19 protein-coding genes are annotated in these 19,223 nt (G+C 60.9%); 8 read left to right on the top strand and 11 right to left on the bottom strand.

Annotated features, from left to right (window positions below; translation table 11 throughout):
* Positions 1-57: 57 nt before the first annotated feature.
* Together ppk1 and hemB are read right to left on the bottom strand one after the other, a co-directional pair.
* Positions 58-2,280: a polyphosphate kinase 1 gene (gene ppk1, locus FIV35_RS03465; protein WP_034139756.1), complete on the bottom strand. Its 2,223-nt coding sequence runs from the start codon at positions 2,278-2,280 to the stop codon at positions 58-60.
* A gap of 17 nt (positions 2,281-2,297) precedes the next feature.
* Positions 2,298-3,311 carry a porphobilinogen synthase gene (gene hemB / locus FIV35_RS03460; protein ID WP_034101411.1) on the bottom strand — a complete coding sequence of 338 codons (1,014 nt, stop codon included), beginning with the start codon at positions 3,309-3,311 and terminating at the stop codon, positions 2,298-2,300.
* 207 nt (positions 3,312-3,518) lie between these two features.
* Between hemB and FIV35_RS03455 the strand changes: the two genes are divergently transcribed.
* Complete coding sequence (locus FIV35_RS03455) at positions 3,519-4,154, top strand: DedA family protein (protein WP_034115429.1); 636 nt, start codon at positions 3,519-3,521, stop codon at positions 4,152-4,154.
* Here the strand turns inward: FIV35_RS03455 and FIV35_RS03450 are convergent.
* Entirely contained in the window at positions 4,135-5,370 is a 1,236-nt protein-coding gene (locus FIV35_RS03450) for a sterol desaturase family protein (RefSeq protein ID WP_034139757.1), read from the bottom strand. The genes FIV35_RS03455 and FIV35_RS03450 overlap by 20 nt on opposite strands.
* Positions 5,371-5,486: 116 nt before the next feature.
* Between FIV35_RS03450 and elbB the strand changes: the two genes are divergently transcribed.
* Positions 5,487-6,155 carry an isoprenoid biosynthesis glyoxalase ElbB gene (elbB, locus tag FIV35_RS03445; protein WP_034139758.1) on the top strand — a complete coding sequence of 223 codons (669 nt, stop codon included), beginning with the start codon at positions 5,487-5,489 and terminating at the stop codon, positions 6,153-6,155.
* A 37-nt stretch (positions 6,156-6,192) separates the two neighbouring features.
* On the opposite strand, the gene FIV35_RS03440 is transcribed toward elbB, so the two are convergent.
* Complete coding sequence (locus FIV35_RS03440) at positions 6,193-6,648, bottom strand: YaiI/YqxD family protein (protein WP_034139759.1); 456 nt, start codon at positions 6,646-6,648, stop codon at positions 6,193-6,195.
* 2 nt (positions 6,649-6,650) lie between these two features.
* Positions 6,651-8,546, bottom strand: coding sequence for an FTR1 family protein (locus FIV35_RS03435; RefSeq protein ID WP_034139760.1), 1,896 nt, complete (start codon positions 8,544-8,546; stop codon positions 6,651-6,653).
* A 267-nt stretch (positions 8,547-8,813) separates the two neighbouring features.
* On the opposite strand from FIV35_RS03435, the gene FIV35_RS03430 reads away from it, so the two are divergent.
* From FIV35_RS03430 to FIV35_RS03415, 4 genes are read left to right on the top strand one after another with little or no spacing between them, the layout of a single operon-like run.
* Positions 8,814-10,211, top strand: coding sequence for a COG3014 family protein (locus tag FIV35_RS03430; RefSeq protein ID WP_034139761.1), 1,398 nt, complete (start codon positions 8,814-8,816; stop codon positions 10,209-10,211).
* A gap of 10 nt (positions 10,212-10,221) precedes the next feature.
* Positions 10,222-10,593, top strand: coding sequence for a YcfL family putative periplasmic lipoprotein (locus FIV35_RS03425; RefSeq protein WP_034101418.1), 372 nt, complete (start codon positions 10,222-10,224; stop codon positions 10,591-10,593).
* 29 nt (positions 10,594-10,622) lie between these two features.
* Positions 10,623-11,210: a penicillin-binding protein activator LpoB gene (gene lpoB, locus FIV35_RS03420; RefSeq protein WP_034101419.1), complete on the top strand. Its 588-nt coding sequence runs from the start codon at positions 10,623-10,625 to the stop codon at positions 11,208-11,210.
* A 3-nt stretch (positions 11,211-11,213) separates the two neighbouring features.
* Positions 11,214-11,954 (top strand): hypothetical protein, encoded by a 741-nt coding sequence (locus FIV35_RS03415; protein WP_034139762.1) that lies wholly within the window; start codon positions 11,214-11,216, stop codon positions 11,952-11,954.
* 135 nt (positions 11,955-12,089) lie between these two features.
* Here FIV35_RS03415 and FIV35_RS03410 read toward each other — a convergent pair whose 3' ends face one another.
* The 3 genes from FIV35_RS03410 to FIV35_RS03400 form a co-directional block, all read right to left on the bottom strand.
* Positions 12,090-12,722 (bottom strand): LysE family transporter, encoded by a 633-nt coding sequence (locus tag FIV35_RS03410; RefSeq protein ID WP_034101421.1) that lies wholly within the window; start codon positions 12,720-12,722, stop codon positions 12,090-12,092.
* An 87-nt stretch (positions 12,723-12,809) separates the two neighbouring features.
* Entirely contained in the window at positions 12,810-13,376 is a 567-nt protein-coding gene (locus tag FIV35_RS03405; RefSeq protein ID WP_034101422.1) for a mechanosensitive ion channel family protein, read from the bottom strand.
* A complete protein-coding gene (locus FIV35_RS03400; protein ID WP_034139763.1) occupies positions 13,376-15,286 on the bottom strand; it encodes an ATP-binding cassette domain-containing protein in 1,911 nt (636 codons plus the stop codon). The genes FIV35_RS03405 and FIV35_RS03400 overlap by 1 nt, the downstream gene beginning before the upstream one ends.
* Positions 15,287-15,336: 50 nt before the next feature.
* Between FIV35_RS03400 and FIV35_RS03395 the strand changes: the two genes are divergently transcribed.
* Positions 15,337-15,804: a TIGR02444 family protein gene (locus FIV35_RS03395; RefSeq protein ID WP_034139764.1), complete on the top strand. Its 468-nt coding sequence runs from the start codon at positions 15,337-15,339 to the stop codon at positions 15,802-15,804.
* Here FIV35_RS03395 and FIV35_RS03390 read toward each other — a convergent pair.
* Positions 15,801-16,940 (bottom strand): AlgP family protein, encoded by a 1,140-nt coding sequence (locus FIV35_RS03390; RefSeq protein WP_146374938.1) that lies wholly within the window; start codon positions 16,938-16,940, stop codon positions 15,801-15,803. The genes FIV35_RS03395 and FIV35_RS03390 overlap by 4 nt on opposite strands.
* A 192-nt stretch (positions 16,941-17,132) precedes the next feature.
* Here FIV35_RS03390 and FIV35_RS03385 point away from each other — a divergent pair, with 192 nt between their 5' ends.
* Complete coding sequence (locus FIV35_RS03385) at positions 17,133-17,810, top strand: FKBP-type peptidyl-prolyl cis-trans isomerase (RefSeq protein ID WP_034139767.1); 678 nt, start codon at positions 17,133-17,135, stop codon at positions 17,808-17,810.
* A gap of 54 nt (positions 17,811-17,864) precedes the next feature.
* On the opposite strand, the gene FIV35_RS03380 is transcribed toward FIV35_RS03385, so the two are convergent.
* Positions 17,865-18,323, bottom strand: a complete 459-nt coding sequence (locus FIV35_RS03380; RefSeq protein WP_034139768.1) for an Rsd/AlgQ family anti-sigma factor — start codon at positions 18,321-18,323, stop codon at positions 17,865-17,867.
* Between the two features lie 209 nt (positions 18,324-18,532).
* Positions 18,533-19,054: a disulfide bond formation protein B gene (locus FIV35_RS03375; protein ID WP_034139769.1), complete on the bottom strand. Its 522-nt coding sequence runs from the start codon at positions 19,052-19,054 to the stop codon at positions 18,533-18,535.
* Positions 19,055-19,223 lie beyond the last annotated feature (169 nt).

The raw sequence follows: 19,223 nt of genomic DNA, 5'->3' as shown, positions 1-19,223 counted from the left end.
GACTGCTCCACCGTCATCGGGGGCAAGCCCCCTCCCACCTTTCAGACATCGTCGGTTTTAGTTCACCGCCAGGATCGGGCTACCCAACTTTTCCAACAACGTTGCCTGCGCGCTGCGCGGGTTCTGGTTGCCGGTCGGGGTGTTGCGCACGTAGCGCCCGTCGGACTGCAGGCTCCAGCTGTGGGTGTTATCGGTCAGATAACTCTCCAGCTCTTTCTTGACCCGCATGATCAGCTTCTTGCCTTCCACCGGGAAACAGGTCTCGACGCGCTTATCGAGGTTGCGTTCCATCCAGTCGGCGCTGGAGAGGAACATCTGCTCTTCGCCGCCGTTGAGGAAGTAGAACACGCGAGTGTGCTCCAGGAAGCGACCAATGATCGAACGCACATGGATGTTGTGCGAAACCCCGACGATCCCCGGACGCAGGCAGCACATGCCACGCACCACCAGGTCGATGCGCACACCGGACTGGCTGGCCTTGTACAGCGCACGGATGATTTTCGGGTCGGTCAACGAGTTGAACTTGGCAATGATGTGCGCCGGTTTACCGTCGAGGGCGAACTGGGTTTCGCGGGCAATCATGTCGAGCATGCCCTTCTTCAGGGTGAACGGCGCGTGCAGCAGCTTCTTCATGCGCAAGGTCTTGCCCATGCCGATCAACTGGCTGAACAACTTGCCGACGTCCTCGCACAAGGCGTCGTCGGAGGTCAGCAGGCTGTAGTCGGTGTAAAGCTTGGCGTTACCGGCGTGGTAGTTGCCGGTGCCCAGGTGGGCATAACGTACGATCTCGCCGGCCTCGCGACGTAGGATCAGCATCATCTTGGCGTGGGTTTTGAAGCCCACCACGCCGTAGATCACCACCGCACCGGCCGCTTGCAGGCGGCTGGCCAGTTGCAGGTTGGATTCTTCGTCGAACCGCGCACGCAGTTCGATAACCGCGGTAACTTCCTTACCGTTACGCGCAGCGTCCACCAGCGCATCGACGATTTCCGAGTTGGCGCCGGAGCGGTACAGGGTCTGGCGCACCGCCAATACATGGGGGTCCTTGGCGGCCTGACGCAGCAGGTCCACCACCGGCGTGAACGACTCGAAGGGGTGCAGCAGCAGAATGTCTTGCTTGCTCACCACGCTGAAGATGTTCTCGCTGTTTTGCAGCAGCTTGGGGATCTGCGGGGTGAACGGCGTGTATTGCAGCTCCGGGTGGCTGTCCAGACCGGTGATGCTGAACAGACGCGTGAGGTTGACCGGGCCATTGACCTGATACAGCTCGCTCTCGCCCAGGTTGAACTGCTTGAGCAGGTAGTCCGACAGGTGTTTGGGGCAGGTATCGGCCACCTCTAGGCGCACCGCATCGCCGTAGCGCCGCGAGAACAGCTCGCCGCGCAGGGCACGGGCCAGGTCTTCGACGTCTTCGGAATCCAGCGCCAGGTCGGCGTTACGGGTCAGGCGGAACTGGTAGCAGCCCTTGACCTTCATGCCTTGGAACAGGTCATCGGCGTGGGCGTGGATCATCGACGACAGGAATACATAGTTGTCGCCAGCGCCCCCCACCTCTTCCGGTACCTTGATGATCCGTGGCAACAAGCGCGGCGCCGGGATAATCGCCAAGCCGGAGTCGCGGCCGAAGGCGTCGATGCCTTCCAGTTCGACGATGAAGTTCAGGCTCTTGTTCACCAGCAGCGGGAACGGGTGAGTCGGGTCAAGGCCGATGGGGGTGATGATCGGCGCGATCTCGTCGCGGAAGTAGCGACGCACCCAGGTCTTGATCTTGGTGGTCCAGTGACGGCGACGGATAAAGCGGACCTGATGCTTTTCCAGTTCCGGCAGGAGAATGTCGTTGAGGATCGCGTATTGGCGATCCACATGGCCGTGGACCAGCTCGCTGATGCGCGCCAGCGCCTGGTGCGGCTGCAGGCCGTCGGCGCCGGCCTGTTCGCGGGCAAAAGTGATTTGCTTTTTAAGGCCCGCCACGCGGATTTCGAAGAACTCATCCAGGTTGCTGGAGAAGATCAGCAGGAACTTCAGCCGCTCCAGCAAGGGATAGGACTCATCCAGCGCCTGCTCCAACACGCGAATGTTGAACTGCAGTTGCGACAGCTCGCGATGAATGTACAGGCTGCTGTCATCCAGGTTGACCACCGGCGGCGCCGGGGCTGGCACCGGCACTTCAGCGGCGACGACGGGCGCGAGCGGCTCATGTTCCGGGGGTGTCTCGGAGACTTGCTCCACCACCGGGTGGGCGTCTTTTACGGCAACTTCGGAGAGTCCTTCGGTATTCATCGAGTGTCCTGTGAGAGCTACGGTTGCGCTCTAAGCAATTGGGCGGCGCGGGCGGCAAAGTAGGTCAGAATGCCATCAGCTCCGGCACGTTTAAAGGCAGTCAGGGATTCAAGGATCACTCCCTCACTCAACCATCCATTCTGTATTGCGGCCATGTGCATCGCGTATTCGCCGCTGACCTGATAAACGAAGGTCGGCACCTTGAACTCCTCTTTGACCCGATAAAGGATGTCCAGGTACGGCATTCCGGGCTTGACCATCACCATGTCAGCCCCTTCGGCCAGATCGGCGGCCACTTCGTGCAAGGCCTCATGACTGTTGGCCGGGTCCATCTGGTACGAAGCCTTATTGGCCTTGCCCAGGTTCAGCGCCGAGCCGACCGCGTCGCGGAACGGGCCGTAGTAGGCGCTGGCGTACTTGGCCGAGTAGGCCATGATCCGCACATTGACGTGACCGGCCAGCTCCAGGGCTTCGCGAATCGCCTGGATGCGCCCGTCCATCATGTCCGACGGCGCCACCACCTGCGCCCCGGCCGCGGCGTGGGACAACGCCTGCTTGACCAGCGCATCGACGGTGATGTCGTTCTCAACATAGCCGTCGGCGTCCAGAATGCCATCCTGACCATGGGTGGTGAACGGGTCCAGCGCCACGTCGGTGATCACCCCCAGCTCCGGGAAGCGTTCGCGCAATGCGCGGGTGGCACGCTGAGCAATACCTTGCGGGTTCCAGGCTTCGGCAGCATCCAGGGACTTGAGTTCAGTGGGCGTGACGGGAAACAACGCCAGCGCCGGAATCCCCAGCTCAACCCAGCCGGCCGCTTCTTCAAGCAGCAGGTCGATGGTCAAACGCTCCACCCCCGGCATCGACGCCACGGCTTCGCGGCGGTTCTCACCGTCCAGCACAAACACCGGCAGGATCAGATCATCGGTCGTCAGCACGTTTTCACGCACCAGGCGGCGAGAAAAATCATCACGGCGATTGCGACGCAGGCGGGTAGCGGGGAACAGGCGATTGGCAGGGGTAAAGCTCACGACAGACTCCTGAGCCCGGGTTCACGGGCGAGCGTTGCAGTTATAAGCGGCCATTATGACGAAGGAATGACAGTTGTGCTTATCGATGCGACCTGTCGTCGCATTCGTCGTTTATGTAGGAATTGTTCACTTCGTGACACATCTCGATACTTTCATGAATGTTCGCGAAGGCGTAGGCTGCGCGTTCATTTCGCCAGCACCCAGACCATGCTTCAACAATTTCTGCATGACTTCGGCTACTTTGCCCTCTTCCTCGGCACCTTCTTCGAAGGCGAAACCATCCTGGTGCTCGCAGGCTTTCTGGCGTTCCGTGGTTACATGGATATCAACCTGGTGGTGGTCGTTGCCTTCTTCGGCAGCTACGCCGGCGACCAGCTCTGGTACTACATGGGACGCAAGCATGGCCGCAAGCTGCTAGCGCGCAAGCCGCGCTGGCAACTGATGGGTGACAAGGCTCTGGAGCATATCCGCAAGCATCCGGACATCTGGGTGCTGAGCTTTCGTTTCGTCTATGGCTTGCGCACCGTGATGCCGGTGGCGATCGGGCTGTCCGGCTACCCGCCGTTGCGCTACTTGATCCTTAATGGCATCGGTGCCGCGATCTGGGCCGCCGCGCTGGGCGCAGCGGCTTACCACTTTGGCGCCGTGCTCGAAGGCATGCTCGGCAGCGTCAAGAAGTACGAGCTGTGGGTGTTGGGCGCATTGCTGGTACTGGGCTTTGGCCTGTGGGTGCGCCGCCGCTTCAAAAACGCGCGTATCGCCCGTCAGGCTTGCGCCGACGCACAAGCCCAGAGCGCTGCCGAGCCGGTGCCGGTGGAGAAACCTAAGACGCCAGTCGAGTAAGCCGGCTTCTGCAGCAGTAGAGGCCGATCACGCTGAGCAGGCTGTAACTGGCCAGGCCCAGCCAGCCCAGGCTGCTTGCCGGCCATAGCCCGACCAACGGCGCCAGCCATACCAGCGGCGCATTCAGCGCCAGGCGCAGCAGCTCAGCCTTCAACGCCCACGGGCGATTCTCCAGGGCCACGCCTAAGGTAAACAGCCCCAACGCCATCGCCCCCCAGCCCAGGACCAGCGCCGCCGTGGGCAGACCTTCGCCGACGTTCATCAAGTAACTGCCAAACCCCACATACGCCGCAAATTGCACGGCGACGTACACCTGCTGACGCACATCCAGCGGCACTTCGTATTTGCGGAACTGGCTCAAGTCGGGCTTGGCCAATGGGTATTTGGCCTTCACATCCGCCGGGCGCCAGCCGGTGCGCATAAACCAGATACGCAGCTTGTCCCACAGGCTCTGCGTTCGCCGCGCATCGCTACACAATTGCGCATAGAACTGCAGATTGGCCCACAGCGGGTTCCAACTGGCCAGGGGCGTGGTCACGCCGAAAATCACCGGTTCGTTTTCGTCTTCTTCTTGGAAACTGCCGAACAGGCGGTCCCAAATAATGAACACCCCGCCGTAGTTGCGATCCATGTAGAGAGCGTTCTGTGCATGGTGGGCCCGATGATTGGACGGAGTAACGAAGAACCACTCGAACCAGCCGAGCTTGGGCACATGCCGTGTATGGACCCAGAATTGATACAGCAAATTGAGCGACGCCACGCTGATAAACACCACTAATGGCACGCCGGCCACCGCCAGGGGCAGGTAGAAGATCCAGCTCAGCAGAAAACCCGTGCTGGTCTGGCGCAGGGCGGTGGTGAGGTTGTAGTCCTCGCTCTGATGGTGCACCGAGTGCGCGGCCCACAGAATATTGCGCTCATGCCCCATGCGATGCAGCCAGTAGTAGCAGAAGTCATAGAACATAAAGGCGAACAGCCACGTCCAAGGGCTCTGCGCCGGCAAATCGAACAGCGCCAGATGCTTGAGAGCGAACGCGTAGGTCAACACGCCCACACCCTTGGTCAACAGGCCCGTGGTGGTAGACAGCACACCGGTGCTCAGGCTGTTGATGGCATCCGCCACCCGGTAATTGCGCTGTCCGCGCCAACGGTCGGCAAGCAGCTCCACCACGATCAAGGCAATGAAAAACGGTACCGCGTAAGGCACGAAGTCCATGGGCAAGTCCGGTCTATTTTTGTTACATCAAGATTAGGTGCAGCGCTGTGAGATCCCATTGGCAACAGGTTACAAATTAGTAGACATTTAACGCCAAGAACCCAGGAGAAATGCCCATGAGCAAAAAGATTGCAGTGATCCTTTCCGGCTGCGGCGTGTACGACGGCGCAGAGATCCACGAAAGCGTGATCACTTTGCTGCGCCTGGATCAGCGCGGCGCTCAGGTCCAATGTTTCGCACCCGATATCGAGCAACACCACGTCATCAACCACCTGACCGGCGAGGAAATGCCAGAAACGCGCAACGTGCTGGTGGAGTCGGCGCGCATCGCCCGTGGCGAGGTGAAGGACATCAGCCTGGCCAATGTCGACGACTTCGATGCTCTGATCGTACCCGGCGGGTTTGGCGCGGCGAAGAACCTGTCGAATTTTGCCAGCGAAGGCACCGCATGCAGCGTCAACCCGCAGGTACTGGCGTTGGCGGAGGCCTTCGCCGAGGCGAGCAAACCCGTAGGGCTGATCTGCATCTCGCCGGCCCTGGCCGCGAAGATCTACGGCCCGGGCGTAACCTGCACCATCGGCAAAGATGCCGACACCGCAGCCGCCCTGGGCAAGATGGGCGCCACTCACCAGGAGTGCACGGTTGAAGACATCGTCGAGGACAAAGCGCGCAAACTGGTAAGCACGCCGGCCTATATGCTGGGCAAGAACATCAGCGAGGTGGCGTCAGGCATCAATAAGTTGGTGGATCGCGTGCTGGAGCTGACCCACGAGAACGACGAGTGATCGCCTGACCGGCCCGATGCAGTAAGCCGCGCCACCATCAACCCTGGCGCATCAGCTGCGTAAGGAGTCGGTCCAGCGCATTGGCAAACGCCTGCTTATCCTTCTCCCCATGGGGCGGTGGTCCGCCGCCCATCTGGCCCTGTTCACGCAAGTCGGTGAACAGGTTGCGCACCGCCAGCCGCTCGCTCATGTTCGCCGGGCTGAACTCCTTGCCTCGCGGGTCCAGCGCGGTGACGCCTTTTTTCACCAGGCGATCGGCCAGTGGCACGTCGCTGCAGATCACCAACTCGCCGGGCACCGCGTGCTCCACCAGGTAGTCATCGGCGGCGTCCGGGCCGCTGGGCACCACGATCAGCTTCACGCAGGCAAAACCCGGCTTGATCTGGCTCTGCCCGGCCACCAGCACCACCTCGAACTGGCGCTTGAGGGCGAACTTCACCACCAGGTCCTTGGCCGCGCGCGGGCAGGCGTCGGCATCGATCCAGACGCGCACGGTTATACCGCCACTCGGCGCTTCTCGGTCAAACGACTGCGGCCGTACAGCACCACAATCGCCAGGATCGCCACCACCTGCGCGCTCAGCGAGTAAGCGTCGGCGTGGATGCCCAGCCAGTCGAAGTCAAAGAACGCCACCGGCCGTGTACCGAAGACACCCGCCTCCTGCAATGCCTTGACACCATGCCCAGCGAACACCACCGACAGCGCGCACAGCAGCGCCGCGTTAATACCGAAGAACAGCGCCAACGGCAGCTTCGCCGAACCGCGCAGGATCACCCAGGCCAGCCCCACCAGCAGCACCAGCGCGGTGGCGCCCCCCGCCAGCACTGCGTTATGCCCGGCCGGGCCGGCTTGCAGCCACAGGGTTTCGTAGAACAGGATCACTTCGAACAGCTCGCGGTATACCGAGAAAAACGCCAGCACCGCAAAACCGAAGCGCCCACCGCCGCCCACCAGGCTGCTCTTGATGTAGTCCTGCCAGGCCGCCGCGTGGCGCCGGTCGTGCATCCACACACCCAGCCACAGCACCATCACGCTGGCGAACAACGCCGTGCACCCTTCCAGCAATTCACGCTGGGCACCGCTGACATCAATCACATACGCCGCCAACGCCCAGGTAGCCAGGCCGGCCAACAGCGCCAAACCCCAGCCGGCGTTGACGCTACGCACCGCCGATTGCTGGCCGGTGTTACGCAGGAACGCCAGGATCGCCGCCAGCACCAGGATCGCTTCCAGGCCCTCACGCAGCAGGATCAGCAAACCGGAGATATAACTCAACGACCAGCTCAGGCCATCGCCACCGAGCAAACCGGCCGATGCGGCGAGCTTGGCCTTGGCCATGTCCAGGCGCTGCTGCACTTGATCGATCGGCAACCCGTCCTGCAACGACTGCCGATAGGCCATCAGGGCCTTTTCGGTGTCTTTGCGCACGTTGGCGTCGACGTTGTCCAGGGAGCTTTCCACCAGCTCGAAGCCTTCCAGGTACGCCGCTACCGACAGGTCATAGGCTTGTTCGTGATCGCCATTGCGGTACGCGGCCAGGCTCTTGTCCAAGGTGCTCGCGGTGTAGTCGAGCAACTGTGCCGGGCCGCGCTTGACCTGCGGCGGCTGCGCACGCTGGGCGCGGAAGGCCGCGGCAGCTGCGGCGCCGTCAGCGGCCAGCACTTCATTGGGAGTACGACGGGCCAGGTCGGCGAGGTTGAACGGCTGCTCGCTCTTGGCGGCCGCCGGGTCGGCGGTAAATTCGGCGATGTAGGTGGCCAGGTCCCAACGCTGGCGGTCATCCAATTGATCGGCGAACGCCGGCATGTCGGTGCCTTCGACGCCCAGGCCCAAGGTGTTGTAGATCGCGTAGAGACTCAGGCGATCCAGCCGCGCGGCGTCCCGCAGATTCGCCGGCGGCGGCGTAAGGCCCACACCTGCCGGCCCATCGCCAGCGCCAGAATTGCCGTGGCACACCGAGCAATGCTGGGCGTAGAGGGGTGCACCGCGCGTTGGGTCGGGCGTGATGGCCGGGGCCTGGCTCACTTCATAAGCCACCGCCAACTTGGCGCCCAACTGCCGAGCCTGGCGGGCAACGGTGGCACCGTCCTGACGAGCGGTCACCGCCACGCGCAATTCTTCGACGCCCGTTACCAGTTCGGCGCGTTCCGGCTTGGCCGGCAAGTCCGCCACCAAACCCTGCAACACCCCAAGGAACTCAACTTGTTCACGGTATTCCGAAGGGTCCACCACCTTGCCCGCGTCTACCGTCGGCGGGTAATCCGCACCGATGTAGTCCAGCAAATGCAGGGCTTGGGGCGCGCCCTCGGCCGTCGCGGCCAACAGGTTGAAGCTGCACGACATCAACGCCGGCAACACCAGCCAGGCGAGAAAACGGTGGGGGGCAGTCATGAATGAATCTCAAAGGGAAATACGAAGTAACACATTGTTTAACGTTAAAGGCTTTGACTCAAGCCGTTCGTGATTTAGCACACCTGAGCGCAACCGTTTAATCCGTCAGTAGTGGCATTTTTGTCGATCGCATCACAGCAAAAAGCCATTGTTTTGCCAGTTATGGCGCCTATAATGCCGCGCCCTGTTAGTGCGAAAGGGAATGTCATTCCGGATTTTTATGCGAAATGACCACATTGGCTGACAACTTTCAGGGAAGAAATCTGCATGGCATTTCGCGCTTTAACCCCGCTCACGCTCGCGGCGGTAACCTTGCTGTCCGGTTGTTCGATGTTCCGCAGCTACGACACCGAGCTGCAAGCCACTAACCAGCAACTGGCCACCGGCAACCTCGATGCCGCCCTGACCTTGCTGGAGAAGAACAACACCGGCGAAGACAAAGACCTGCTCTATTTCTTCGAAAAAGGTGAATTGCTGCGCGCCAAAGGCGACCTCACCGGCAGCCAGACCGCCTGGCGCAGCGCCGACCTGCAAGTCTTCAAGTGGGAAGAGTCAGTCAAGTTCGACAGCGCCAAGTACCTCGCCCAGTTCGGCAGCTTCCTGGCCAACGACAAGGTTCGGCGCTACGAAGGCTACGACTATGAAAAAGTCATGCTGACCACCCAGATGGCCCTGAACCTGCTGGCCGTGAACGACTTCGACGGCGCCCGCACCGAGATCAAGAAAACCCACGAACGCGAAGCGGTGATCGCCGAGCTGCGCGATAAGGAATACCTCAAGCGCGAGGGCGAAGCCGAGCGAGAAGGCGTGACCACCCAGTTGAAAGACCTCAACGGTTACCCGGTGGAAGCCCTGAACGCCCCGGAGGTGGTCGGCCTGAAAAACAGTTACCAGAGCGCATTCAGCCATTACCTGGCCGGCTTCGTCTATGAAGCCCTGGGCGAAAAAGACCTGGCCGCCCCTGGCTATCGCAAGGCAGCCGAATTACGCCCTAACACTCCGCTGCTGGAACAGGCCTTGCGAGACCTGGACAAGTCCAAGGTCGGCGCCAATGAAACCGACGTGCTGATTGTGGTCCAGAGCGGCCTGGCGCCGGCCCGCGACTCGATCCGCCTGCCGTTGCCGATCCCGATCAACGGCAACCTGGTGATTACCCCGCTGTCGTTCCCGGTGATCAAAGCCGACACCTCCACCGCCACCTTCGCCCAGATCGGGGTGGACGGTCAGCAACAGAACCTCACCGCGCTCAACAGCACCACTGCCATGTCCCGCCGCGCCCTGCGTGACGACATGCCGGGGATCATCCTGCGCACTACCGTACGCGCGGTCAGCCGTGGTGTGGCGCAGAACAACCTGAACAAGACCAACCCCATGGCGGGCCTGGTGTTGGGCATCGCCTCGGCCGTGACCGAAGGCGCCGACACCCGCACTTGGCGCACCTTGCCGGACATGACCCAAGTGACGCGCCTGCGCCTCAAGCACGGCGAGCACCAGGTCAGCCTGCCCAACGCATTGGGCGGCACGCTGGTGACGGTCAAGGCCGATCAGCGCTACCAGGTGATCACCCTGCGCGTGGTGGGCAATCAGGTATTCGCCGGCGGCCTCGCGGCCCATGTGGTGCCGAGCAGCACGCCCCAGGCGATCGCCACCCTCAAACAACCTTAAGGAGCACGCTATGCGTCATTTCATCCTCGGCGCTTTGGCGCTGGTCCTGCTCGCCGGCTGCGCCACCCCGCCGCCACCGGCACCCGGCAGCGCCGCCAGCAAAATCGTCGTGATGGGCAAATTCAAGGGCATCGCCGTCGGCGCCATCCGCGTCGCGCGCGAGAACGGCTTCCTGACCGCCAAAGTGCAACTGAGCAACATCACCAGCAGCAACCAGACGATGTATTACCGCTTCGCCTGGCTGGGCGCCGACGGCTTCCCGGTAGGCGACGAAGAAACCTGGAAAGTGCTCAACCTGTATGCCAACCAGGCCACTTTCCTGCCGGCCATCGCCAACCTGCCCCAGGCGGCGGACTTCCGTCTTGAAGTGAAAACCCCTTGAGCCGCTCATCCTTTCTGAGAGATTTCCCCATGTTTGCACGCTTCTCGATGCTCGCCGTGGTCGCCGTTCTGGCCAGCGGCTGCGCCAATACCTCGCCAGTACTCGGCAGCAAGAACATCAACTACGGCGATACCAAGGCCGTGGAAACCGTCACCAACGAGTTCGGCTCCACCGACTTGCAGATGATCGCCGAAAGCATGACCCGCTCCCTGGCCCAGTCCGGCGTGCTGCGAGGCCGCCCGGTGGTGCAGGTGTATGACGTGAAGAACAAGACCAGCGAGTACATCGATACCCGCGAGATCACCACGTCGATCAAGACTCAGTTGATGAAAACCGGCACCGCGCGCTTCGCCAGCGACAACACCGACATGCAGAGCCAGGTCGACCAGCTCAAGCTGCAAAACCAGAGCGGCCTGTACAAGAAGTCCACGGTCAGCAAAACCGGCAACATGATCGCCGCCCAGTACCGTCTGGAAGGCTCCATCAGCTCCATTGTCAAACGCAGCGCGGACTACAAGGACGTGTTCTACAAGTTCAGCCTGCAACTGATCGACGTCGAAAGCGGCGTGGCCGAATGGATGGACGAAAAAGAAATCCGCAAAACCACGGAGCGCTAAACAATGCGTGCATGGATCGGCATGATCGGCCTGCTGTGCGCCTTTGGCGCCTCGGCCGCGCCTAAAATCGCGGTAACCGACCTGGCCTACGAGGCGCGGGTCGAGGAATACATCCACCAAGTCTCGGCCAGCGACACCTTCCAGGCCAGCGCTTATCACGCCAGTGGCGCCTCCAATTACAGCGAGTACGAAAGCCGTACCAGCTATATCGAGCAGACCGAGCTGCGTAAATTCAGCGGTGATATCAAGGGCGAGATCCTCAAGTCACGGCAGTTCCAGCTGGTGCAGGGCACGCCCTACACCGCCGATGCCAAGGGTGACGTCTACGACGTGATCAAACGCATCAAGGCCGGCCACTTCAAGGGTGCCGATTACGTGCTGTTCGGCACGTTGTCGGACATCGACTTCACCCAGGACATCAACGCGCTGGACCACACCAACAGCTACTCGGCGGTACTGGGCCTGACATTGGTGGCGGATTTCAGCTTGATCAACACCCGTACCTACGAGATCACCTCGGCGTTTACCGCCATGGGCGAAGGCCAGGACACCAAGCTGGTCAACAGCCGTGACATCCGCGTGAGCTTGAACCGGCCACGGGTGGTGAAGGAAGTGTCGAAAGCGCTGGGTGAGGATGTGGCCAGGCAGTTGGCAGAACAGTTGGGCGGTGGCTACCAGGAACCTGGCCAGCCGGCACCGCGTAACAACCTGCCAAGGGATGAAGCGCCGAAGATTCTGCGCTGAGCGGTAATCCCCCAGGCAACACAAAACCAATGTGAGAGGGGGCTTGCCCCCGATGGCGGTGCCTCAGCTACAGCTAAGCTGACTGACACCCTGCTATCGGGGCAAGCCCCCTCTCACACGTTTAGCGACCGAGCTTTACGCCGTTGCGCGATGCAAGCTGGCCAGGAAACCCGCCGCCCCCACGAACAATCCGGCAAACGTCCGGTTTACCCGCTTTTGCTGCGTGGGCGTACGCAACAGGCGTAGGACTTTGGACGCCAACCCCGTATACCCCGCCATCACGATCATATCGACGCTGATCATCGTCGCACCGATGATCAAATACTGAGCCAGCAACGGCGCCTGCGGGTTCACGAATTGCGGCAACACCGCGAGCATGAACACCAAGGCCTTGGGGTTGCTGGCGTTGACCAGGAAGCCACGGAACATCATCGCCATCGGCTTGCCGATGGGGCGTACGGCCGCGTCATCGGTCATGTCCAGCGGCAAGGCACGCCATTGCTTGATGGCCAGGTACACGAGGTACGCCACACCAAACCATTTGATCGCATAGAACGCGGTGGACGACGCAGCCAGGATGGCACCCAGGCCACCCGCCACCACGGCAATCTGCATCGCCAGGCCCAGTTGCAGGCCGATGGCGTTCCAGTAACCGCGTAAAAAACCGTATTGCAGGCCGCTGGACATCGACGCAATGGCGCCGGCGCCCGGGGAAAGGGAGATGATCCAACTGGCCAGGAAAAAGGCCAGCCACGTATCGAGAGCCATGACATACCTCGCGTGAGAATAAGCGGTGGAGCCTTAAGCTAACTCCGCCGACCAGAGGCTGGCTATCGGTTTTTATCACCGTGCAGGCTAGCGATCGCCCGGAAACACGTGGGTACCTGGCCAACGCCGTACCGAACGCTGGAAAAACAGACTGTTAGGCACCTGCACGATCGCGCTGTCGGTACCGGCGGCCTCCACTTCAACCAGTGTGGTGTAGAGCAAATTGATTGCCACCACCCGCCCCTTGACGCCCGGTTTGTCGACGGTATCCACCAACTCGACAATGTCGCCGAGGCGAAATGGGCCGACGGTAAAGATCAGAACCGCGCAAAGCAGGTTGGACAATACCGACCACATGGCGAAAAACGCCACGGCGGCGACCGCCACGAAGCCCGACAGCGCCGTCCACAACACGGTGGCGGACACACCCAGGCGCTCCAGAACAAAAATCAGCGCACTCCCCATGATCAGCCAGCGCAGGCCGCCGCGTAGTGGCATCAGCAGTTGCGGTGGGAATGGGTAGCGCTCGCCCAGGCGCGTAAGGACTTTGCTCACAAAGCGCTGAGCCAGGTAACCGGCCAGCAGGATCAATAGGATCTGCACGCCAATCCACACGGGTTCGATCCACTGTGCCGGCAACTGCAACGCTTCCATCAGGACAGCGCCTCCAGCTCCGCTTGCAGGGTTTCGAGCAGTTCGAGGGCTTCCATCCAGGCTTCCTCCAATTGCCCTTCGCGCACCTTGAGCTTGGCCTGTTCGGCGAGCAGGTCACGCAGTTCGTCCTTGCGCGCGGCTTCGTACACGGCGCTGTCGCCGAGGCTGGCTTCGATCTTGGCCAAACGCTCATGCACCTTGCCCAGCTCAGCTTCCAGCTTGTCCGCTTCGCGCTTGTGCGGCGCCAGCTGCTGACGCAATGCAGCGGCGGCCTGGCGCTGGGCCTTCTTATCGGTTTTGTCCGGATTCACCGGGGTGTTGCTCACCGGCGCATTGCGCAGGCGGTAATCGTTCAGCCAACGGGCGTAGTCGTCGAGGTCGCCATCGAATTCTTCGACTTTGCCATCGGCCACCAGCAGGAAGTTATCCGTGGTGCTCTTGAGCAAGTGCCGATCGTGGGACACCACCAATACCGCACCACTGAACTCTTGCAACGCCATGGTCAGCGCCAGGCGCATTTCCAGATCCAAGTGGTTGGTCGGTTCGTCGAGCAGCAACAGGTTCGGACGATCCCAGGCGATCAGGGCCAAGGCCAAGCGGGCTTTCTCGCCGCCGGAAAAATTCAGCACCGGCTCATCGATGCGCGCGCCACGGAAGTCGAAGCCACCGAGGAAGTCACGCAGGGTCTGCTCGCGCTCGGTCGGCGCCAGGCGTTGCAGGTGCAACAATGGGCTGGCCTTGGCGTCGAGGGAGTCCAACTGATGCTGGGCGAAGTAACCCACCACGGTGTTCTCGCCACGGGTCAAGCGACCGGCCAGGGGTTCGAGCTCACCCGAGAGGTTCTTGATCAGGGTCGATTTACCCGCGCCGTTAGGCCCCAGCAAACCGATACGCGCCCCCGGCGTGAGTTGCAGCTTGACCTTCTCCAGGATGGTTTTGTCGCCATAACCCAGGCGCGCATCCGAAAGATCCAGCAATGGGCTCGAAATCTTCACCGACTCGCGGAACACGAAGTCGAACGGCGAATCGACGTGAGCTGCCGACAATTCTTCCATGCGCTCCAGCGCCTTGATCCGGCTCTGGGCCTGGCGGGCCTTGGTGGCCTGAGCCTTGAACCGGGCAATGTAACTTTCCATATGCGCACGTTGCGCCTGCTGCTTCTCGTAGGCCTGTTGTTGCTGGGCCAGGCGTTCGGCACGCGCACGCTCGAACGCGGTGTAGCCGCCGCGGTAGAGGGTGATTTTTTTCTGCTCGACATGGGCGATGTTATCGACCACGGCGTCGAGGAAATCCCGGTCGTGAGAGATCAGCAGCAAAGTGCCCTGATAGCTCTTGAGGAAGTCTTCCAGCCACAGGATCGCGTCGAGGTCCAAGTGGTTGGTCGGTTCGTCGAGCAGCAACAGGTCCGAGGGGCACATCAGCGCCTGGGCCAGGTTCAGGCGCATCCGCCAGCCACCGGAGAAGTCGGCGACCGGGCGGTCCATCTGTTCGTTGGTAAACCCAAGGCCGGCGAGCATCTTGCGAGCGCGGGCGTCGGCGGTGTAACCGTCGGCGCTGTCGAGCTCCGAGTGCAGACGCGCCAGAGCTGCGCCATCCTGGGCCTTCTCGGCTTCGGCCAGGTCGTGTTGCACCTGGCGCAAGCGCAGGTCGCCATCGAGCACGTAGTCGATCGCGATGCGGTCCAGGGTGTCGATCTCCTGGCGCATATGAGCGATGCGCCAGTCGGCCGGCAGCAGGCAGTCGCCGGAGTCCGGGGTCAGCTCACCCAGCAACAGGGCGAACAGCGTGGATTTGCCAGCGCCATTGGCACCGATCAGGCCGGCTTTGTGACCGGCGTGCAGGGTCAGCTCGGCGTCTTCGAGAAGACGTTGCGGGCCACGCTGTAATGTTAGGCTTTGAAGTCGGATCATAATGGCGGCGGAGTCTACCAGCTTCGTTGGCCGCTGGCTTGGGTGTGACTATGTGCGCTGACCTGTGGAGCTTTGCTCTCTCGATTTACGCCCGTCCGGGTATGGAAGCCGCCTGCCTGCGGTTGCAGGCGCAAGGGGTGGATGTGTGCCTGATGCTGTGCGGCGTCTGGCTGGAACAGCGCGGCGTCATCCTGACCGACGAGCGAGTGCAGGCCCTCAAGCACATCGCCGGGCCTTGGCAGACGCAGGTGATCGAGCCGTTGCGCCAATTGCGCGTGCAATGGCGAGCGAGCGCGCAGCACGACCAGCCGCTGGCGGCCTTAAGGGAGCGGATCAAGTCGATGGAGCTGGAAGCCGAACGGCACTTGTTGATGCGTCTGGAAGGACTGGCCGACACATGGCCATCGGGCAAGCGGGCAGATCAACAACGATGGTTGGAAAGACTGGCGGCCGAGGATGCCGCCAACCTTGACCACGACGCGCTGCAGCAGCTGCGCGTCGCGGCCACCGGCGCTTAGGAAGCGCTGGTTGGGGTAGTGCTTGGCGCTGCCGGTGCAGGGGTGCTGCTGGCCGGTGCGGTTGGAGCGGTGGCGGCTGCCGGGGTCGCTGCCGAAGTGGCCGGCGCAGGCTTTGCAGCGGCCGGCTTGGCGGCAGCAGGTTTGGCTACTGGCTTAGCGGCGACGGGCTTAGCTGCTGGTTTGGCGGCTGGCTTAGCGGCAACGGTTTTAGCCGCTGGTTTAGCTGTTGGCTTAGCGGAGGCGGTTTTAGCTGCTGGTTTGGCTGCTGGCTTAGCAGCGGCGGTTTTAGCCGCTGGTTTGGCTGCTGGCTTAGCGGCGGCGGTTTTAGCCGCTGGCTTGGCTACTGGCTTAGCGGTGGCGGGCTTAGCTGCTGGTTTGGCTGCTGGCTTAGCGGCAACGGTTTTAGCCGCTGGCTTGGCTGCTGGCTTAGCGGCGGCGGTTTTTGCTGCTGGCTTGGCGGCTGGTTTAGCGGCGGCGGTTTTTGCTGCTGGCTTGGCGGCTGGTTTAGCGGCAGCGGTTTTAGCTGCTGGCTTGGCGGCTGGTTTAGCGGCAGCGGTTTTTGCTGCTGGCTTGGCGGCTGGTTTAGCGGCAGCGGTTTTAGCTACTGGCTTGGCGGCTGGCTTAGCGGCAGCGGTTTTAGCTGCTGGTTTGGCGGCTGGCTTAGCGGCAGCGGTTTTAGCCGCTGGTTTGGCCGAAGTCTTCTTCGCCGCGCTTGCTGCAACAGCTTTTACCGGTGTACGAGCACCCAGCACTTTAGCCACGGCTTCTTTTACACGGCCAACGCCCTGGGCCAGTTTCAGGCTTTCCTGAGCATCTTTTTTGAGTTGAGAAATGTAGGCGCGGGTTTCAGCTTGGCGATCCTTGAGCGCGTCCAGCAAGTCCTCAAGTTCTTTAACAGCGTCTTTGGCTTTGGCTTGTGCCTTGGCCTTGCCGGCGGTGGCGGCATCTTGCAATTTGGTGCGGGATTTGTGCAGCTTTTCTTGCGCCTTACCGCGCTGTTTTTCCAACTTGGCGAGCAGTTTTTCTGCATCGGCCAACGCTTGGGAACAGGCGCTTTCCAGATGTTCGAGCAAGCTGCCCGACAGTTGTTGGAGTAAGTGCAACGGGGTATTAACAGGCTTCTGTTTGGCCGACATGGTTTACCTCCTGGCTGACGTGGGTGCGGCTCATACTAGCCCTCTGCTCTTACCGCCGCTAGCGCATGTTGACAGTATCGATTGCCTCGCGTTGCACCGTACGAAAATTCTTATCGTGAGAACGAAAATGGGCGGCACTTTTTACGTTTCCACACTGGCATAATCCATCGCACTTTCGGCCGGAGAATGTCCATGTCGCGTTACCTTTTTCTTGTGCTTGGCCTGGCAATTTCGGTAGCCAATGCGAGCGCGCCGTCGCCGTCTAAAACCATCGAGCCGGATCAGCATGACCTCGCCTACAGCCTGGGCGCCAGCCTCGGTGAGCGCCTGCGCCAGGAGGTTCCAGACCTGCAGATCCAGGCCCTGATCGACGGCCTCAAACAAGCCTATCAAGGCAAGCCACTGGCCTTGGATAACGCGCGTATCGAGCAGATCCTCGCGCAGCACGAAGCGCAGAGCGAAGCGGACGCCCAAGCGCCCCTGAGTGAAAAAGCACTCGCAGCCGAACAACAATTCCTGACCCAGGAAAAAACCATGAAAGGCGTTCGTGAATTGGCGGATGGAATTTTGCTCACGGAACTCACGCCAGGTACCGGCCCCACGCCGAAAGCCAATGGTCAGGTTCAGGTGAAATATGTCGGTCGGCTACCCGACGGGACGGTTTTCGACAAGAGCACACAGCCTCAGTGGTTTCGCCTGGACAGCGTGATCAGCGGCTGGAGCAGTGCTCTACAACAGATGCCCGTGGGTGCGAAGTGGCGCCTGGTTATTCCATCGGCGCAGGCATATGGCGCCGACGGTGCCGGCGAATTGATCCCGCCGTACACGCCCTTGGTTTTCGAGATCGAATTGCTCGATACCCGTTCTTGAGCCAATAAAAAACGGTGCGACCTGCGCACCGTTTGTTTATCGCGTGTCCCGAAGTCAAACCTGAGCGACAGTGTTTTCTTTGTGAGCGTTGTGCAGCACTTCAATCAGGCAGTCTTCGAGCTCGAAACGCTCGTGGAGCAGCGCACCCAATTCTTTGAATTTCTCGGCGACACACTTGCCTTGATCGCACAAGTCGGTGAATGCCAGCAGCTTCTCGGTGATCACATCGATGCGTGGGTAAAGGGTCTTGGCAAAATCCAGACCGCGCTGGTCTTTGAAGGCTTCCGCCTCCTTGGTGAGCTGGGTGTAGATGCTCAAATGCCCCGCGGACACGTAATCCACCAACACAACGCAGAAATCCTGCAACGGTTCACGCTTCTGGGCCAACGCCTCGGGCTCGGCACCGAGCGCATCAAAAGCCCGAATCAATTCGTGACGTGCCTTCAACCAGCTGTCGATCAGCTTGTGCACCCCGCCCCAGCGTTCGCGAGCATTCTTGCAACGTTCCAACATGATGATCTCTCTTCCCTATTAGGGGCGCTGCCGCCTGATGCCCGCGAATACTTCAAGGATAAAACAGCAGCGGGACAAGGCTGCATCAGACAACCGGTTTGAATAACGCGTGCGGGCCAGATTATGCCCGCATGACTATGGCTTCAAGGTACGCAGGACAGAAAGTTCATACAAGTGTTTAATCCCGTCCTACAAACCTCAGCCTGCTTTTATGGCCTCGTCGGGTACAGGCGACGGCGAAGTAACGGTCGTGAAAACTGCGTGATGCCCAGAATCAGCATCCCCACGAAAAACAGCAGGCTCCACTCCGGCAGGCTTAAATCGAACAACGTCCAGTTGATTTCCACGCAATCGACAGTGCCTTCGACGGCCTGTTGCAGCGCCTGCCAAAGCGAAAGATTGTCGAGCATATGGTTGAGACTGGGCCAGCAACCGGCGATCTGGTCGGGTGCGGCATTTTGCAACAGTATCTGGCGTACAGCCGTGATAGCGCCCAGCGTTGCGCACGCCACGCTGGCCAGTCCATATAGCGAGATGACGGGACGTTTGGGGTTATGGAGGGCAGCGATCAAATTGATCAGCGTGAAAGCAGCCAGAAAAACCCGCTGCAGTTGGCATAAAAAACACGGGCGTAACGAGACGCCGAACTCAAGGTAATAGGATGCGCCCAACGTCAGCGCACCGGCCAGGAACGCCAGAAAAAACAAGGAGCGAGAAGGGGCCAAAGACATGCTTTATCCGCATCGCGAAAAGTAGATCGCTACGGTAGAGGAAAGGCCTGAACGCTTTCAATATACGTTAGACCAGACGATTCCGTGAGAGCCTGCAGACATCCCGCCAGAGGATGGAAGACTTCAGGCGATGGCGCGTAGGAGTTTGCTGCCAGACACTTACCCTCCC

Source organism: Pseudomonas rhodesiae (assembly GCF_007858255.1).
Classification (GTDB): Bacteria; Pseudomonadota; Gammaproteobacteria; order Pseudomonadales; family Pseudomonadaceae; genus Aquipseudomonas; species Aquipseudomonas rhodesiae.
Note: the sequence above shows the minus strand (reverse complement) of the source record. Positions and strands in the feature narration are given on the sequence as shown.

Bases quoted from the DNA above. Each gene is read 5' to 3' on its own strand.
- FIV35_RS03380 (WP_034139768.1), bottom strand. From the start codon at position 18,323: ATGTTGGAACGTTGCAAGAATGCTCGCGAACGCTGGGGCGGGGTGCAC.
- FIV35_RS03455 (WP_034115429.1), top strand. From the start codon at position 3,519: ATGCTTCAACAATTTCTGCATGACTTCGGCTACTTTGCCCTCTTCCTC.
- FIV35_RS03395 (WP_034139764.1), top strand. From the start codon at position 15,337: ATGTGCGCTGACCTGTGGAGCTTTGCTCTCTCGATTTACGCCCGTCCG.
- elbB (WP_034139758.1), top strand. From the start codon at position 5,487: ATGAGCAAAAAGATTGCAGTGATCCTTTCCGGCTGCGGCGTGTACGAC.
- FIV35_RS03385 (WP_034139767.1), top strand. From the start codon at position 17,133: ATGTCGCGTTACCTTTTTCTTGTGCTTGGCCTGGCAATTTCGGTAGCC.
- FIV35_RS03400 (WP_034139763.1), bottom strand. From the start codon at position 15,286: ATGATCCGACTTCAAAGCCTAACATTACAGCGTGGCCCGCAACGTCTT.
- FIV35_RS03415 (WP_034139762.1), top strand. From the start codon at position 11,214: ATGCGTGCATGGATCGGCATGATCGGCCTGCTGTGCGCCTTTGGCGCC.
- FIV35_RS03450 (WP_034139757.1), bottom strand. From the start codon at position 5,370: ATGGACTTCGTGCCTTACGCGGTACCGTTTTTCATTGCCTTGATCGTG.
- FIV35_RS03430 (WP_034139761.1), top strand. From the start codon at position 8,814: ATGGCATTTCGCGCTTTAACCCCGCTCACGCTCGCGGCGGTAACCTTG.
- FIV35_RS03425 (WP_034101418.1), top strand. From the start codon at position 10,222: ATGCGTCATTTCATCCTCGGCGCTTTGGCGCTGGTCCTGCTCGCCGGC.
- FIV35_RS03410 (WP_034101421.1), bottom strand. From the start codon at position 12,722: ATGGCTCTCGATACGTGGCTGGCCTTTTTCCTGGCCAGTTGGATCATC.
- FIV35_RS03435 (WP_034139760.1), bottom strand. From the start codon at position 8,546: ATGACTGCCCCCCACCGTTTTCTCGCCTGGCTGGTGTTGCCGGCGTTG.
- FIV35_RS03390 (WP_146374938.1), bottom strand. From the start codon at position 16,940: ATGTCGGCCAAACAGAAGCCTGTTAATACCCCGTTGCACTTACTCCAA.
- FIV35_RS03375 (WP_034139769.1), bottom strand. From the start codon at position 19,054: ATGTCTTTGGCCCCTTCTCGCTCCTTGTTTTTTCTGGCGTTCCTGGCC.
- FIV35_RS03405 (WP_034101422.1), bottom strand. From the start codon at position 13,376: ATGGAAGCGTTGCAGTTGCCGGCACAGTGGATCGAACCCGTGTGGATT.
- ppk1 (WP_034139756.1), bottom strand. From the start codon at position 2,280: ATGAATACCGAAGGACTCTCCGAAGTTGCCGTAAAAGACGCCCACCCG.
- lpoB (WP_034101419.1), top strand. From the start codon at position 10,623: ATGTTTGCACGCTTCTCGATGCTCGCCGTGGTCGCCGTTCTGGCCAGC.